Raw genomic sequence first — 14,951 nt, 5'->3', positions numbered from 1 at the left:
AAACTAAGATCAGGTCTTAACAACAGGCAACAAAATAAAATAGATGAGGTGTTGTTCATGAGAAAAAGACGGAATACGGCAGCGTTTAGCTTCTTGGCTTGGGGATCCTTTGCAGCGGCATTTATCGGAATGTTTATCGGAATTTATACACTGCAGGAGCCGCTTTCGGTGAAGGGCTATTACGCAGTGAGCGCACTTTACCTCACGATGGCGTCCTTCGTGCTGCAGAAGGTGGTAAGGGATAATCACGAAGACGAGTACAACGGCAAAAAGCGCAATACCGGCGCCTTCACCTTCCTGGCTTGGGTTTCCTTCGTACTGGCGCTGGCCGCGATGCTGATCGGTATCATTAACTTGGAGCAGCCGCTCTCCGTTAAGGGCTATTATGCGATGACGGCGCTGTTTCTGACCATGTCCTCCTTCGTGCTGCAGAAAACGGTGCGTGACAACAAGGAGGATGAGGCACTCGAACCGCCCGCGACAGAGGAGCATCTATAATGGGAATACCGCTTCGCGCCTCGGAAGGTGTGAGCGGTATTTTTTAGTATAGCGGAATATTCCCTACCCAAGGGGGAGGGGACGCGGTAGGCTGGTAAGAGTGTCATCAAGAGAAGAGGAGATGGTATAGATGACGACAACCATTCGGATCCGTCCTGCGACCGAGGAGGATGAGCCCTTTTTGCGGGAGATGCTGTATGTGTCGGTTTATGTGCCGGACGGAGCGGAACCGCCGGGTAGAGACATACTCGATTCGCCGGGAATAGGAGCCTATATCAAGGATTGGGGCAGGCCGGGGGACTTCGGCTTCATCGCGGAGACGGAGGACGGGCTGGCCATCGGCTCCGCTACGGCGCGGCTGTTCCAGGCAGACCGACCCGGCTACGGGTTTATTGACGAAGCGACGCCGGAGCTCGGAATTGCGCTGCTGCCCGCTTATAGAGGCTTAGGAGCAGGAACGAAACTGCTGCAAGCGCTGGCGGAAGAGGCGATGAAGAGAGGATATGAAGCCCTTTCGCTTAGCGTGGATCCGCGAAATCCGGCTGTCCGCTTATATAAGAGGCTCGGTTTTGTTGAAAAGGGCATGAGCGGCACATCGGCTGTCATGCGATGGAGCTTGAAAGAAACATGAGGAAGCCCTCCATGGAGGAGGGCTAGGATGCCGTCAATACCCATAGAGGATGATGGTGCCGCTATACGCCGTACCGTTGTTCGGGTTAATCGTGATTTGACTATTCCCGAGGGTGAGTCCGGGAATGTTGGCGGTATTATGCAGCACGATCGGGGGCTTTGCCAAAGGGGCGGGGAAGGCGATGGTTTGGGCTGTGCCCGTGCTGTTTACGTAGCCGGTCAATTCAAGGATGATTTTCCGGTAAGGCCTGGATGGGTTGGAGGTAGCAAAGCCGTCCTCCGCAATCATGGTGAGCACGACATTGCCCCCTGTGCTCCCCGTAACCGTAACCGGCCGGGGGGACCGGGGCATCAGGTAGCTTCGTCCGTCGCCGCCTACTGTAAAGTCGCTGTAATCGAACTCTCCCCGCCAGACGGCTCCGTTCCCATTCAGACGAAACACGCCAAGTCCTCCAGCCCGCTTGTAGAAGGGCGCATCCCCCGGCTCATACACCATACGCCCGAAGACAGAGCCGAGGACGACGGCATAATCCCGAGGTCTCGACAGAATGGCGTGATCCTGCCAATCGCTCCAGCTAAAGCCTACGTTGCGAATGATGGAGTCCTTTACCGTGCCGCTATCGGTTGCATTCCAGCGCTCGGTATAAATCGCCCCGTTGCCGATCGCCTCGAAGCGTAAATTATCGATCGTCCAGCCGTTGAAAAAGCCTTGGCTGGCACCCGGATTCGCAGGGGCAGGCTGATAAATGCCGTAAGGGCAATATCCGGTGTGGCAGCGCAGGATCCAGGTGCCCGAATGGCCTTCCTTGTCCCCGTTGATTGCAATCCCCGCCATTGCCGCTCCCGTAAATTCACTGTCCAGAATCGTATGATCGCCCTCATCCCGCTGCATATATAGATTGTAATAGTTTGCCTCCAGGCGGCAGCCGACAATTTGCACGTGGCTGGCACCGTTAATGTTGATGCCGTATTTGAAATTCGCGATCTTGACCCGGTTAAAAAAGCACTTCTTCGTCGCCTCAACCCCTACGGTTGTTGTTGTAATGGCCCCGATTTGTCTCGGTCCGGGACCGACGAGATACAAATCCTCCATCCCGGTGCCGTAGCCGGTCGCCGCGCTGCTGAGGAGAAACGCGGGGACATTGTCTCCGAGACTCGGAATCAGGATTCGGCTGGTGTTCATGCCGATGCCCCGGACGATAATGTTGTCCAAGGGGATGGGAGCCGTCAGGGAAGCCAGCCGGTAGTCGCCCCGGGAAAGCTGCAGCAGCCCGCCGCCTACGGAGTTCAAATAGGAAACGGCGCTTAAGAAAGCGGACGTATCGTCCTTCTGACCATCGCCTGCAGCCCCATAATCTTCGACGTGCGCAACCCCCCGGTAGCTGCCGGCAGGCGGGTTGCCTCCCCCGGCTGTCGACGTTTCGAAGGAAACATCGTCATGCCAGCTGCCCGTATACCAGGAGCCGATGCCGTGCCGGGTCGCCGTTTGATTAAAGGCATCGGCCGCCTTCAGCTTGGATTGTCCGTTATAAAATATCTCGATAGAGCTTCCGATAAAGGTCGCTTTGACCTCGCCTCCCTCCACATAGGAAATCGGGGCCGTACCGAGAGGCGTGTTCTGATCGTTCTGCCGTCTGTACAAGTTGATGGAATTCTGGTCGGAGCGAACCTCTGCAAAAAAATAGTTTTGGGCATTGGAAGCCCGGAAGGTTAGCCAGGCGGAGTTGCCGCCGTTCCCTTTCAGTTTTGCTTTGAGGGAACCGTCAGATTCGCCCGAATCGATCACGGCATTTTGATTACCAGAGCCTATGGCTTCCGCCCGGTTCGAATTAATCCGCCAGGAGCCGTTGAGAATTTGCCAAGGCTGTCCCGTTTCCGCTGTGCCCAGAGAGCTGCTTGTGCTTGCACGGTTGAAGGAATCCGTAAATATCAGCGCCATTCCGATCACCCTTTCTCTAAGTTAGCTTGAAATTGATATAGTATATGAGGTGGAAGATTAAAAGGTTTGGATAACTATGACACAGAAAGGGGAAAGTGGCTTTTTCGTCACATTGGCACGGGCTGACGGGGTCTGGGTCAAGGGGAATAGCTGTAAGGGATTTTTTATGTAGACGCGAAGGGTGGTTTTGATTACAATAAAGTCATCAGATGACCTGATGTATTTGTGAGGTCTGGATTAGGGAGAGGATAAAGCATGGCTTTGGCTGAATCGGTACGCAAGGAACTGGCTTCTATTGTAGGGGCAGGATGGTTCCGTGATGATAAAGAAACGCTCGTTTCTTACAGCTACGATGCGACGCCGCTGTATCAATCGATGCCGGACGGGGTCATTTTCCCTTCCTCGACGGAAGAGGTTTCCGCGATTATGAAGGTGTGTGCGGCGCACAAAATTCCGGTTACCCCCCGGGGAGCAGGGAGCAATTTGTGCGCGGGCGTGGTGCCGCTGAAGGGCGGAATGGTCATGGTGATGACGCGGATGAACCGGCTGATTGAGATTGATGAGGAGAATTTGACCGCCACTTTCCAAATGGGGCTGAATACCAAGCAGTTTCACCTTGCGGTCGAGGATACGGGCTTGTTTTATCCCCCGGATCCGAGCAGCATGATTATTTGCACGATGGGCGGCAATATTGCCCTTGGAGCGGGGGGCTTGCGCGGACTGAAATACGGCACGACGAAGGATTACGTCATCGGCCTGGAGGCGGTGCTGGCGAACGGGGACATCCTGCGTACCGGCGGGAAGCTGGTGAAGGATGTAGCCGGCTATGACCTGACCCGCCTGCTCGTAGGATCGGGCGGCACGCTGGCCATCCTCACGGAAGCGACGGTGAAGCTGGTGCCGAAGCCTGTTTATCGCCGCGCCATGCTGGCAGTATATGCGGACCTGCAGTCGGCGGCGAAGACGGTTTCACAAATTATCGCCAACCGCATAACTCCTTGTACGCTTGAATTCATGGATCAGGCTACCATCCAGGTGGTGGAATCGTTCGCCAAGATCGGACTTCCGGTGGAAGCGCAGGCCATTCTGGCGATCGAACAGGATGGCGAGGAAGCTCTTGTGGAGCGGGATTTGAAGCTGATCGAGGACATTTGCCGAAGTGCCGGAGCGATTCAGGTGAAGGTTGCGGCTACGCCGGAGGAGGGCATGAAGGTTATGGAGGCGCGGAGGAGCGCTTTGGCGGCATTATCCCGGCTTCGTCCTACGACGATCCTTGAGGATGCCACGGTGCCCCGCTCGAAGATTGCCGACATGGTGCTGGAGATCCAGCGGATCGCGGACAAATATAACGTGCAGATCTGCACGTTCGGCCATGCGGGCGACGGGAATCTGCATCCGACGGCGATGACGGATGCACGCGACGAAGAGGAGATCCACCGTGTGGAATCGGCCTTTGCCGAAATTTTTGAGGTCACGATAGCGCTTGGGGGAACGATTACCGGGGAGCACGGTGTAGGTCATGTCAAGGCGCCGTACCTGGAGTGGAAGGTAGGATCCTCGGGAATTGATTTGATGAAGCGGCTGAAGACGGCTTTCGACCCGGAGGGGCTGCTCAATCCGGGTAAGCTGTTCGCCGAGACGCGTAAGCGGATTGTGTTTGCCTCCGAGGCGGCTTCCTCGGATGCCGGGACCTCGGGCGAGGCTTCAGCGAAGGGCGGTGTGTGAGGATGGCGACGGAAATACAACGGTTAGCCGGAACGTTGAAGCAGACGCTGGACTCGGACCAGCTTACAAACTGCATGCGCTGCGGCTTCTGTCAGTCGGCGTGCCCGACTTTCCAGGAGACCGGTCTGGAGGCGGCGTCGCCGCGGGGACGGATCGCCTTGATGAAGGCGGTGGCCGACGGGCTGATGGAGCCGGATGCGGCGTTCAAGCAGCAGATGGATCTGTGCCTTGGCTGCCGGGCCTGCGAGCCGGCCTGCCCGTCCGACGTCAAGTACGGGCAGCTCATCGAGCAGACTCGGGAAGCGATTGCCACGGAGACGGACTACCCGTGGCACGTGCGTTCGCTGCGCAAGCTGTTCATGGAGCAGCTGTTCCCCCATCACGGGCGCATGCGCGTGATGGGCGGCCTGCTCCGGCTGTACCAGCGCAGCGGCTTGCAGCGCCTGGCCCGAGCGGCCGGCGTGATGAAGCTGTTCCCGCAGCATATGCGGGAAATGGAAGCCGTGCTGCCTGAGGCGGGCAGCGACGGAGTTGTGCTGCGCTGGCAGCGGCTCGGCCTGCCTGCGCGAGAGGAGCAGGCGCCGGATGGGGCGCGGCTGCTTGTCATTCCCGCGGCCGGCGAGCCTCTTGCCCGCGTGGGACTGTTCCGCGGCTGCATCATGGACGTCCTGTTCACGGATACCAACGTGAACACGGTCCGTCTGCTGCGCCGTGCGGGATACGAGGTCGTCATCCCGACCTCGCAGACCTGCTGCGGTGCGCTTCACGCGCACGCGGGTGAAACGGCCAGCGCCCGGAGGCTGGCCGAGCAGAACATCGCCGCCTTCGGGGGAGCTCGCATCGATTGGATTGCGAGCAATGCCGGCGGCTGCGGCGCCAGCTTGAAGGAGGCGGACCACCTCCTTCATCAGGATGCAGCTTTGGCGGGTCCCGCCAAGCAATTTGCAGCCCGCGTCCGCGACGTGTCGGAGCTGCTCGCCGAGGGCCGCCCTCTGCCGTTGAAGCGGCAGGCAGGCTCAACCTCGCAGGTCGTGACGTATCAGGACTCTTGTCATTTGCGCAATGTGATGCGCGTGCAGTCGCAGCCTCGCGAGCTCGTCCGCTCGGTGCCCGGCGTTCAGCTGCGCGAGCTTCAGGGTGCCGACCGCTGCTGCGGCTCCGCCGGCATCTACAACCTGACGCAGCCGGAGATGTCCGCCAGCGTGTTGGACCACAAGATGGAGAATGTAGAGCGAACCAAGGCGCAGGTTCTTCTAACCGCTAACCCCGGCTGCCTGCTCCAGATGAAGTGGGGCGTCCAGCGTGCGGAGCTGCAGGGCAAGATGGAAGCCCTGCATTTGGTGGACTTTTTGGCGGAATCGCTGGATGAAGAGGAAAGAGAGAGAAGCTAGTGCTGGTTTCAGCGCCCGGATCTCGATGAGATTTCGGGCGTTTTTGTGCTACTCGTGTGTAGTGAAGGAGCATATCCTACAGCCTTGAAACGTTATCCCTTTCGCTCAGTAGCTCAGCGTGGGCCTGCATCTCGACCTCATTGTATCTGAGCCATGGGGATAAGGTGGGTTTATCGTCGCGCTTCGATTAAGTGAGCGCCCGGGTCTCGATGAGATTTCGGGCGTTTTTGTGCTACTCGTGTGCAGCGAAGGAGCATATCCGCACAGCCTTGGAACGTTATCCCTTTCGCTCAGTAGCTCACTATCGACTGGCACCTCGACCCACTGTTCTGAGCCATGGGGATAAGGGTCCAACGGATTCGAATGAAGAGAACGGGTACTGAAATGGATACGAGACACGAATAGGTGGACATAGGCAAGGTGATGTTTTTGATGTGACATCTTAACCTCATCGGAACTGAGCCACGGGGATAAGAATCCAACGGAAGAAATACAGGAAAAGTGTAGCGGTGGCGTTCGAGCCCAATGGCAAATCTGCCACTGCAAGAACTAAATGCTTCGAAATCCCTGGATTAGTGTGAGATCTGCTATTACAAGGTCCAAGCGGATTTCAGTTAAGGGGAATCCGCGCCTGCAATGGCAAATCTGCCATTGCAGGGACCCTAAGGTGCGAATTGCAACCATTTAGTGTGAAATATGCGATTAAACGATGCAAGAGATCCCCTCACGCACAGAAAAGCCCGCCGCTCCGAAGAGCGGCGAGCATGACCGTCATCCGACGGAGACAACCTGAGGAGCCTTCACCTGCAGCGGCAGAGTGAAATAGAAACAGCTTCCGTGGCCCCAGTCGCTTGAAACCCCGATCTCACCGCCGTGCAGCTCGACGATTTCTTTGGCGATGGCAAGGCCCAGGCCGCTGCCGCCGTCGGCGGAATTGCGGGACTTGGAGCCGCGGTAGAATCGGTCGAAGAGATGGGGCAGATCTTCTTGGGCAATTCCGCTGCCGGTATCCGTTACTTGAACGAGGAGGGCCCCCCCATCGACGCTGACCCCGCCCACAAGCCGCAAGCTTCCGCCTCGCGGTGTATGCTTGATGGCATTGTAGACAAGATTCGAGATGACTTGTCCGATCCGGTCCGGGTCTGCGATGACGGCGAAGCCGCCTTGCTTCAACGGCTCCTGCAGCATCAGCTCATACCTCAGCCCGGCTTGCTCTGCGTCGATCTCATGCTTCTGGTACAGCTGCTGCAGCAGCTCGGCGGCCTCACAGCTGCTGTGGCTTAACTGAAGCTGACGGGTCTCCATTTTGCTCAGAAGGAACAGGTCCTTAATCAGCCTGCGAATGCTCAGTACGCGAGAATGCACGACCTTCAAGTATTTCTGCTGCTGAGCAGGCTCGGTAATGACGCCGTCAATCAAAGCCTCGACATAGCCCTGGATGGAAGTTAGCGGGGTCCCTAAGTCGTGCGAAATATTCGATAGCAGGTTGCGGCGGGATTCCTCCATTCGGCGGATTTCCTCCGTCCGCTCTCGCACCTTGTCCTCCATATGCTGATAAAGGCGGGCGTTCTCCAGCGAAATGGCCGCCTGAGAGGCAAGGATGTCAATCACCGTGCGGCGTTCCTCGGTAAAGGCATGAGTGGCCAGCGAGTTCTCCAGGTAGAGGACGGCTGTCACCGAGCCTTGATACATCACGGGCAGACAAAATACGGATCGTGCGCTGCCGTTTTGCACATAAGGATCGTTCTGGAACATGACCTCCGAGGAGGCATCCTCGAGCACCAGATGCTCCGCTGTCCGTACCGTATAATAAACAATGGACATCGGGAGCTTACCGTACACCGTCACCGGCAGGGAGTCCAGAATGTGAATTTGTTCCCCCTCGGCGGTCGTTTCCGCTTCTACCTCCACGATCAGACTGTCCTTCTCTTTCATGAGAAAGACACCGCGAGTAGCTCCGGCTGTCAGCATCACGACCCGCATCAGCTTCTGCATGAGCTGCTCCCAGACGATTTCGCCGGAAATCATCTGAGAGGCCTTGACGATAGCGGCCAGATCAAGCGAAATCGGAGACATCGTGGTCGTCGAATGGGCCGAGAGGCCAAGGCCGTTAGGCGGCACCAGCAGCAGCCAGTCGGGGAACATCCGCTCAAGCAGCTTGGCCTTCGCCTTCGCTCCCCACCGGACGTACCCCTGGTACGCCTCGGCCATGTATACTTTGCCGACCTGGTCCTGTCCCCGCTGGGCGTAGAAACGTGCCGCCCGCTCGGCTGCCAGGGCCTCGAACTGCGTAAACCCGCCGAAGCGCGCCGAGTGGATCGCGGCATGGTAGCAGGGCTCGGCTTTGCGGGCATTGCCGCCAACCCGGTAACGCTCGGCTTCCGCCAGCTGGTACAGATGCTTGTAGTTGTCGGGGCAATGCTCCGCCCACGTCTTCAGCTTCCGGCAGATGCCCCGAAGCCTCCGTTCCTCAAGCAGCCGCTCCCGGCCGGAGAGGTGGGGGATGACCGCTGCCAACGTCAGCGCGTAATAGAAGTAATGCTCGACGGTGTGAAAGAGCGCCAAAGACACATGCACAAGCGCTTGGGAGCGGCGGGCCTCGTCCAGCGCTTCCTTGTAACGCTCGAACATGTAGTAGAGCTTCATTTTTTTCATGTAATACACTTGCAAAATCACTTGGTTGAAGCAGGCTTCGAGCTTCTTCACCCGATGGGCTTCCTCCTCAGGTGAAGCCGCCAGCACGAACGAAGGCTCCTCCACACCCTGCAGGTTGTTCAGCACGTGGCTGAGCAGCTCCAGCATGTACACCGTATCCTTGCTGTGCGTTTGCCTTACGAAAGGCAGCTGACGCCGAATGTCCTCCTGAACCTGGCTTAATCGCACTCCTAGAAAATCCGACATCAAGATGGTGTACGTCACCGCATAACTCGCAAACACAAGGTCCCCCGCCTCCATCGCCGCGTGAAACGATTTGGAGAGGTGGTCAAGGCTCGTTCGCATATGCCGTTTCCACGGATTGATGAACACGGCGAACGTAAACCGGCTCTTGCTCTTCAGGCTTTGCTGGTGAAACCGTTCGCTAAGCGCTACCCCGAGACGACCGAACTCCTCGCTCAAAGTAAACTGACCGAAGCCTGAGCCGATCATGAGCCCGTAAGCATTATAGGCGTTGGACGACTCGAAGGTGTTCCCGTGCTTCAGGGACAGATTCACGATCTGGAGAAGCATGTAAAGGTAAAGATTCGCGTTAACAAAATAAGCCGGCGTGCCCACATTCATCATCAGCTTGGCGAGCATCATCGTTTCTTCGTTCGTCATCTGCTTCAGATGCAGCAGATCCTGTACGGTTTTGCGGCCCATACGCATCCGGATTTTGCCCATGATCAGCAAAATGTCGGTACGGCCGGGGGAGGATGAGAGCTTCAAGCCAAGGCTGCGTAGTCCCTCCATGCCGATGGCGACCGCCGCTTCATGCTCAACCATATTGGTCAGCATAATGACCATGATATTGTAAGCCTCCGCCCGGTCGAGATGGGTTCGGGCGCGTGTCGTCAGAAGCGTAAACTGCGCTTTCGCTTCATCGAAGCGGCCGTTCAAATAGTCGGCCTCCATCATGCCGAGCTGCAGAGGATAGGCCAGGTCATAGCGCTGGTGCCAGCCTTCTTCGCCAAGCAGGTCAAGACCGCCGCCGAATAGGCTGCCGTGCCAACGGCCTTGCGACCGGCCTTAAGGTTCAGAACAGCCAGCCGTTCCTTCTCTTCCTGATCTTCAATCAATGCGGAGCCTGCGTTATAATGGTTGGCGGTTTCAAAAAGCGCCTCATCCCCCTGATGCTCCAAGCGTTCGGCAAGCAAGCGCCCGAGCCGCAGGTGAATGGCATGCTTCTCCAGCACGGGAACATGCTCATAACACCATTCACGAATTTTGTCATGCAAAAATTTGAACCGAATCGGCTCATGACCCGGTGTGCTCGAGTCCGACGGCTGATCTCCGCTTTGAAACGGCAAAAATTTGTAGGCTGTACCGATGGGCATGATCAGGTGGGCTTGAATCGCTTCCCAAAGCGAATCGAGCGTTTCCTGCTGCGAATCTCCGGCGAGAATGGCCAGCTGCTGTAAATCGAAATGAAAGCCGATGCAGGAAGCGAGACGAAGCACCTGAACGGCTTCCGCCGGAAGGGCCTCGATTTTGTCACCGACCATGCCGAGCACATGATCGCTTAAGTTCAGCTCGCGAATGGTGCAGGAATCCCACATCCACCTTGCCTCTTCATAATCGAAATAAAGCAAGCCCTTGCGGTGCAGCTCGGTAAGGAACTGCTTCAGATAAAACGGGTTGCCTCCCGTTTTGTGAATCAGCATCCCTGCCAAATGGCGGCAATCCTCCGGTCCGCAGTTCAGCGTGTCGCACAGCATACGGAGCACGTCTTCGGGCTCCAGCGCCTGCAGGACGATCGATTCCGCATCGGCCTTCTTGTCCAGCTCGCCAAGCAGCCAGTTCAGGGCATGAGCCTCCTGCAGCTCATTGTCGCGATAAGCGCCGATGATGAGGAACGATTCCAGCTTGGCCTCCTCGATCAGATAGAGCATCAGCTGGAGCGAGCCTTGGTCTGCCCATTGCAGATCGTCGAGGAACAGGATCAAAGGGGTTCCATGCGCGCTGAAGCATGTCAGGAAGAGGCGAATGGCGGTGTGAAACCGCTGCTTGGCTTCCGACGCAGGAAGCGGCTCTACCCGGGGCTGCGGCCCTAAGATCCATTCCAGCTCAGGAAGAACCTCAGCGAGAACGGGGGCATGCTCGCCAAGCGTGCTACGCAGCGCGTTCGCCTTGGTTTCCAGCTCCTCTCCCGATTCGGAGGCAAGCCGGCGGATCAGTAGGCGAAAGGCTTGCAGGAACGCGGAGTAAGGCACGTGGCGACGCAGGGAATCGAATTTACCTAGAATGAATTGTCCCTCGTCCTCATTCGCCCTTTTCATCATCTCGAGAATAAAGCTGGACTTGCCGATGCCGGAGTAGCCTGAAACGAGCACGCAGATGCTCTCGCTGAACGATAGCCGCTCATACACGGCATGCAATCGCTCGAGCTCTTGCTCCCTTCCGTATAAACGCTGAGGTATATAAAAGGAATCCTTCCGATCATTGGTGCCGATCGCGAACTCATCAGACAAGCTGGAGGACAGCAGTCCCTCATAGCAATGCTCCAGATCGCAGAGCAGTCCGTAAGCGCTCTGATACCGGTCCTCGGCGTTTTTGGCCAGGCATTTCATGACGATATCGGATACGGACTGCGGGATGCTCGGATCCATTTGAGCGGGAGGCAGAGGGGCTTTGGCAATGTGGCTGTGAATGAGCTCCATCGGCTCGGTCGTGGTGAAGGGCAGCTGCCCGGTCAGCAGCTCATACATGGTTACGCCGAACGAATAAAAATCCGTCCGCCGGTCGATGACCCGGTTCATGCGTCCGGTTTGCTCCGGAGACATGTGGGTCAGCGTACCCTCCAGCTCCCGGGGACTCAGCGGCTCCGAGGTTTCGGTATCGAGCAGGGAAGCGATGCCGAAGTCGGTGATCTTAACCGTTTCGCAGGAGGAATCCACGATGATATTGCTTGGCTTCACATCCTTATGAATGACGCCGCTTCGATGCAGCGATTCGAGGATCGCCGCCAGCTTCACTGACAGCTGGAGCGCTTCACTCAGCTCAAGGCGCCTTCGGGCGAGCAGATGGTGCAAGGACTCGCCTCCGAAGTCCTCCAGAAAAAGCGCATACGATCTGCCGTCGGGAACCATGGCGAGCGGTCGTACAACCCCCGGAAGATTGACGCTTCTTGCAATGTCGTACTCCCTGTGCAGCCTTGCATCGTCCTCCGGCAGCGGATGGTCGGAACGAAGCCGTTTGACAATGACATGTCTTCCCGTGGCTTGATGCCTGCCGCGGCTGATGAGTGTCCGTGTTCCCTCATATATGGTTTCAACCAAGTCATAATCGGATATTGAGATCAAATGTCCAGGCTCCTCAGTTGTGATATGATCCCATAATTATACAACAGATTTGAGATGAGGTGTGCGTTAGGCGAACAATTCTCCGATTGCCGTTCTGCCGTCCCACGGTTCATCCTTGCGGAAGCGGGTACGGTCATTCGAATGCCAAGGCGCGAGCCAGTCGATATGAAAGGCTTCGTACCGGTACATCTCGAACACCTCACAACGCTCCGCTTCGACCCCGGATGCCTCCAGAATGGCGTTTACCGCCCGGCGGGCCGCTTCGTTAGCTCCTTCCATAGTGGCCAGGTCCGTATTCGTGCGAACATAGTCCGAGGCCAGGAACAGGTTGGAAACGCTGGTGTAGGCATACGGTCTTAGCGGCCAGGTATGGACCTCGTTGACGAGCAGCGGCTCAATATTCACGCAGTTTTGCCCGCCGTTTGTGAACTGGATATCGGTATCAAGGAACGAGGAGTGGAGCACCTCATCCCGCAAAATCTCCGTGCCGACATTCAGCCCCTTCTTCAGCTGATACCACACCTCTTCACGGATTTCTTCCGCCGTGCATTCCATCGCCGGCTTTTTATGCAGCTCTCCCGGCGTTGTCCAGTCCGACACATCGACGGAGAGGATGCCTTTGACCGTACCGTCACCATATTGGCTGAGATCAACGTGGGGCCAGAACTGCTTTTGCGAAATGGACGTCAGCGACCAGGGGGAATCGAAATACATCACGTGACCCGGGGTTACGGGAACGTCCTCTTTGAGGTAAAACTGAATGCCGTTCATCCAATCCACCGCGCTGGACAGACGACGAATGTTATCCAGGTCCACATGCGCATCGGCCGCTTCATCCGTGATGAACGTAGCCATCACCTCTACAGGAAAGGCGGCGACATAATAGTCCGCTTCCACCTCGTAGGTAACCCCGTCGCGGGTGACAATCACCTTCTGCACCTGACCGTCCCGGATATCGATCTTCTCCACTTTGGCATCAAGATGATAGGTTACATGCTTTGCCCGCAGGTAGTCGAGCCAGGGCTGAATCCAGCGGTCATTGGTCGGACCGTTCAGGATGCGCACGAAGGAGGTGCCGGGCGTTAACAGGTCCATTGTCATTTGGGCGGCTACTGTACCTACGGTCTTGGTGTTCGCTTTGGTCGATTTGCAGGCTACCAGAGTGCGCGTAATGTTGGCGAAAACCTTCTGGAAGGTGGGGGAGTGCTGGGCCGCTTCGATAAAATCCCACCAGGCGATGCGCTGGTACTCCTCTTCGCGGCGCTCGTCACAGCTGGTCATTACCTGCCACAGCTTGTCCGTATATTGGTCGATGTCCTCCATCGTAAGTCCCAGGCCGTTATCGAAGAGGGTGTGAATCACCGTTTTAATATTACCGGGTGTCAGCTCCATCTTGGTGACGAGCTCGACCATCGGGTGGGTTTCCGTCGAAATATTCAGCCGGGGCACCTCCACTAGATTGTCATATACGGTTTGTTTGCCGTAAGGAATACGCTTCATCGTGTCGATGACATGCTTGTAGAACTTCGGGAACAGCCGGAAGCCGTGTTCCCCCGGAAGGTCCGGACGCCCATCCTTGCCTGACCCTTCAAAGGGCATGCTCCGCGCTTTACCGCCCGGGATTTTTTTGAATTCAAACACCTCTACTTCAAATCCGCGTAACATCAGTTCATGGGCCGCAGTCATACCGGCTACACCGCCGCCTAGGACAGCCACTCGTTTCCCCATCGGAAAATCCCCCTTTTTTTGCCTATTTCCTCCAATTTTAATACAAAGAGTCCTAGGAATAAAGTCCTTTTCTGCGGAAAATGGTCGAATCTCGCGAAAACGCAATGATCACTTTGTGCTACTTTTCAGCGATTCGGGGGGTACCGGCGAACCGGGACCGAAAGTACACTAAAGAGGAGAAGAGCGATAACAAAGGAGGCCGATGGGCATGATCACGAAGGGACAGCCGTTTTCTATTGAGCAGTATCGGGAGGAAGGGTATTGCGGACCGATTCAGGGGCTTACACTGCAAGAGGCGGATGATTACTATGAACGCTTCTTCGGGGTTCTAGGACAGTCCCGGTACGAGCCGGGCCCGGCTGGGATGAATTTATCCGCCTGGCATCAGCGCCACCGCTGGGCTTACGAGCTGGCTACGCATCCCGGCATCGTAGCTGCAATGAAGCAAATTCTTGGGGACGATCTGGTGCTGTGGGCGATGCATTTTTGGTATAAGGAACCGGGAAACGGCAAATACATTCCATGGCATCAGGACATCAATTATTGGCCGATGGAGCCCGCAATTAACGCTACGGCTTGGGTGAGCCTCGGGTGGTCGATTCGCGAAAACGGCTGTCTGCGGGTTATTCCGGGGACGCATCGCAGCATCGTCGAGCATGCTTCGACAGGCGACGAGAGCAGCGCCTTTACGCAGGGGATCGCGGCGGAGCTGATAGACGAATCGAAGGCCGTAGATGTCGAGATGTCCCCGGGCCAGATCGCTTTTTTCAATGAAGCGACCTTCCATGGCTCGGACCGCAACGATTCGAATATTCCCCGCGTCGCTTTTTCGGTACGATACACTACACCGGAGGTGAAATTTCTTATGGAGGAGTGGGGAGGCGACACAAGCCGAATCCGCACTTATCTCGTGAGCGGAGAGGACCGGTTTCGTTTGAACGACAGCATCAAGGGAGTCATACCTGCAACCTAAAGAAGCGGCGGCCGCGCGACGGTCGCCGTTTTTATGTTTTCCGCAGCAGAACCAATGGTTTCCATGGA

At 56.7% G+C, this 14,951-nt stretch carries 9 protein-coding genes and 1 pseudogene; 6 read left to right on the top strand and 4 right to left on the bottom strand.

Translation table 11 applies throughout. The features are described from left to right. Window positions 1-57: 57 nt before the first annotated feature. From RAC89_RS09565 to RAC89_RS09555, 3 genes and pseudogenes are all read left to right on the top strand, one after another. Window positions 58-231: pseudogene (locus tag RAC89_RS09565) on the top strand (YiaA/YiaB family inner membrane protein); the annotation flags it as partial. Continuing rightward, window positions 208-498: a YiaA/YiaB family inner membrane protein gene (locus RAC89_RS09560; RefSeq protein WP_373430013.1), complete on the top strand. Its 291-nt coding sequence runs from the start codon at window positions 208-210 to the stop codon at window positions 496-498. The pseudogene RAC89_RS09565 and the gene RAC89_RS09560, both read left to right, overlap by 24 nt. Window positions 499-628: 130 nt before the next feature. Next, complete coding sequence (locus tag RAC89_RS09555; RefSeq protein ID WP_306613213.1) at window positions 629-1,129, top strand: GNAT family N-acetyltransferase; 501 nt, start codon at window positions 629-631, stop codon at window positions 1,127-1,129. 33 nt (window positions 1,130-1,162) lie between these two features. On the opposite strand, the gene RAC89_RS09550 is transcribed toward RAC89_RS09555, so the two are convergent. Beyond that, window positions 1,163-3,067, bottom strand: a complete 1,905-nt coding sequence (locus RAC89_RS09550; RefSeq protein ID WP_306613212.1) for a right-handed parallel beta-helix repeat-containing protein — start codon at window positions 3,065-3,067, stop codon at window positions 1,163-1,165. A gap of 255 nt (window positions 3,068-3,322) precedes the next feature. Here RAC89_RS09550 and RAC89_RS09545 point away from each other — a divergent pair, with 255 nt between their 5' ends. Together RAC89_RS09545 and RAC89_RS09540 are read left to right on the top strand one after the other, a co-directional pair. Continuing rightward, window positions 3,323-4,792 (top strand): FAD-binding oxidoreductase, encoded by a 1,470-nt coding sequence (locus tag RAC89_RS09545; protein WP_306613211.1) that lies wholly within the window; start codon window positions 3,323-3,325, stop codon window positions 4,790-4,792. A gap of 2 nt (window positions 4,793-4,794) precedes the next feature. Beyond that, complete coding sequence (locus RAC89_RS09540; protein ID WP_306613209.1) at window positions 4,795-6,183, top strand: (Fe-S)-binding protein; 1,389 nt, start codon at window positions 4,795-4,797, stop codon at window positions 6,181-6,183. A 771-nt stretch (window positions 6,184-6,954) separates the two neighbouring features. On the opposite strand, the gene RAC89_RS09535 is transcribed toward RAC89_RS09540, so the two are convergent. The 3 genes from RAC89_RS09535 to RAC89_RS09525 all read right to left on the bottom strand — a co-directional run bounded on the left by RAC89_RS09535 (window position 6,955) and on the right by RAC89_RS09525 (window position 13,910). Next, window positions 6,955-9,798 (bottom strand): ATP-binding protein, encoded by a 2,844-nt coding sequence (locus RAC89_RS09535; RefSeq protein ID WP_306613208.1) that lies wholly within the window; start codon window positions 9,796-9,798, stop codon window positions 6,955-6,957. Continuing rightward, the gene (locus RAC89_RS09530; protein ID WP_306613207.1) at window positions 9,795-12,182 is read right to left on the bottom strand and encodes an ATP-binding protein; all 2,388 of its coding nucleotides are present in this window, start codon (window positions 12,180-12,182) and stop codon (window positions 9,795-9,797) included. The genes RAC89_RS09535 and RAC89_RS09530 overlap by 4 nt, the downstream gene beginning before the upstream one ends. Window positions 12,183-12,248: 66 nt before the next feature. After that, entirely contained in the window at window positions 12,249-13,910 is a 1,662-nt protein-coding gene (locus tag RAC89_RS09525; protein WP_306613205.1) for a hydroxysqualene dehydroxylase, read from the bottom strand. A 208-nt stretch (window positions 13,911-14,118) separates the two neighbouring features. On the opposite strand from RAC89_RS09525, the gene RAC89_RS09520 reads away from it, so the two are divergent. Continuing rightward, the gene (locus RAC89_RS09520; protein ID WP_306613204.1) at window positions 14,119-14,883 is read left to right on the top strand and encodes a phytanoyl-CoA dioxygenase family protein; all 765 of its coding nucleotides are present in this window, start codon (window positions 14,119-14,121) and stop codon (window positions 14,881-14,883) included. Window positions 14,884-14,951: the final 68 nt, after the last annotated feature.

Origin of the sequence: Paenibacillus sp. GD4 (assembly GCF_030846225.1) — a bacterium.
GTDB lineage: Bacteria > Bacillota > Bacilli > Paenibacillales > NBRC-103111 > Paenibacillus_G > Paenibacillus_G silviterrae.
This window is presented reverse-complemented; position numbering and strand designations above follow the sequence as displayed.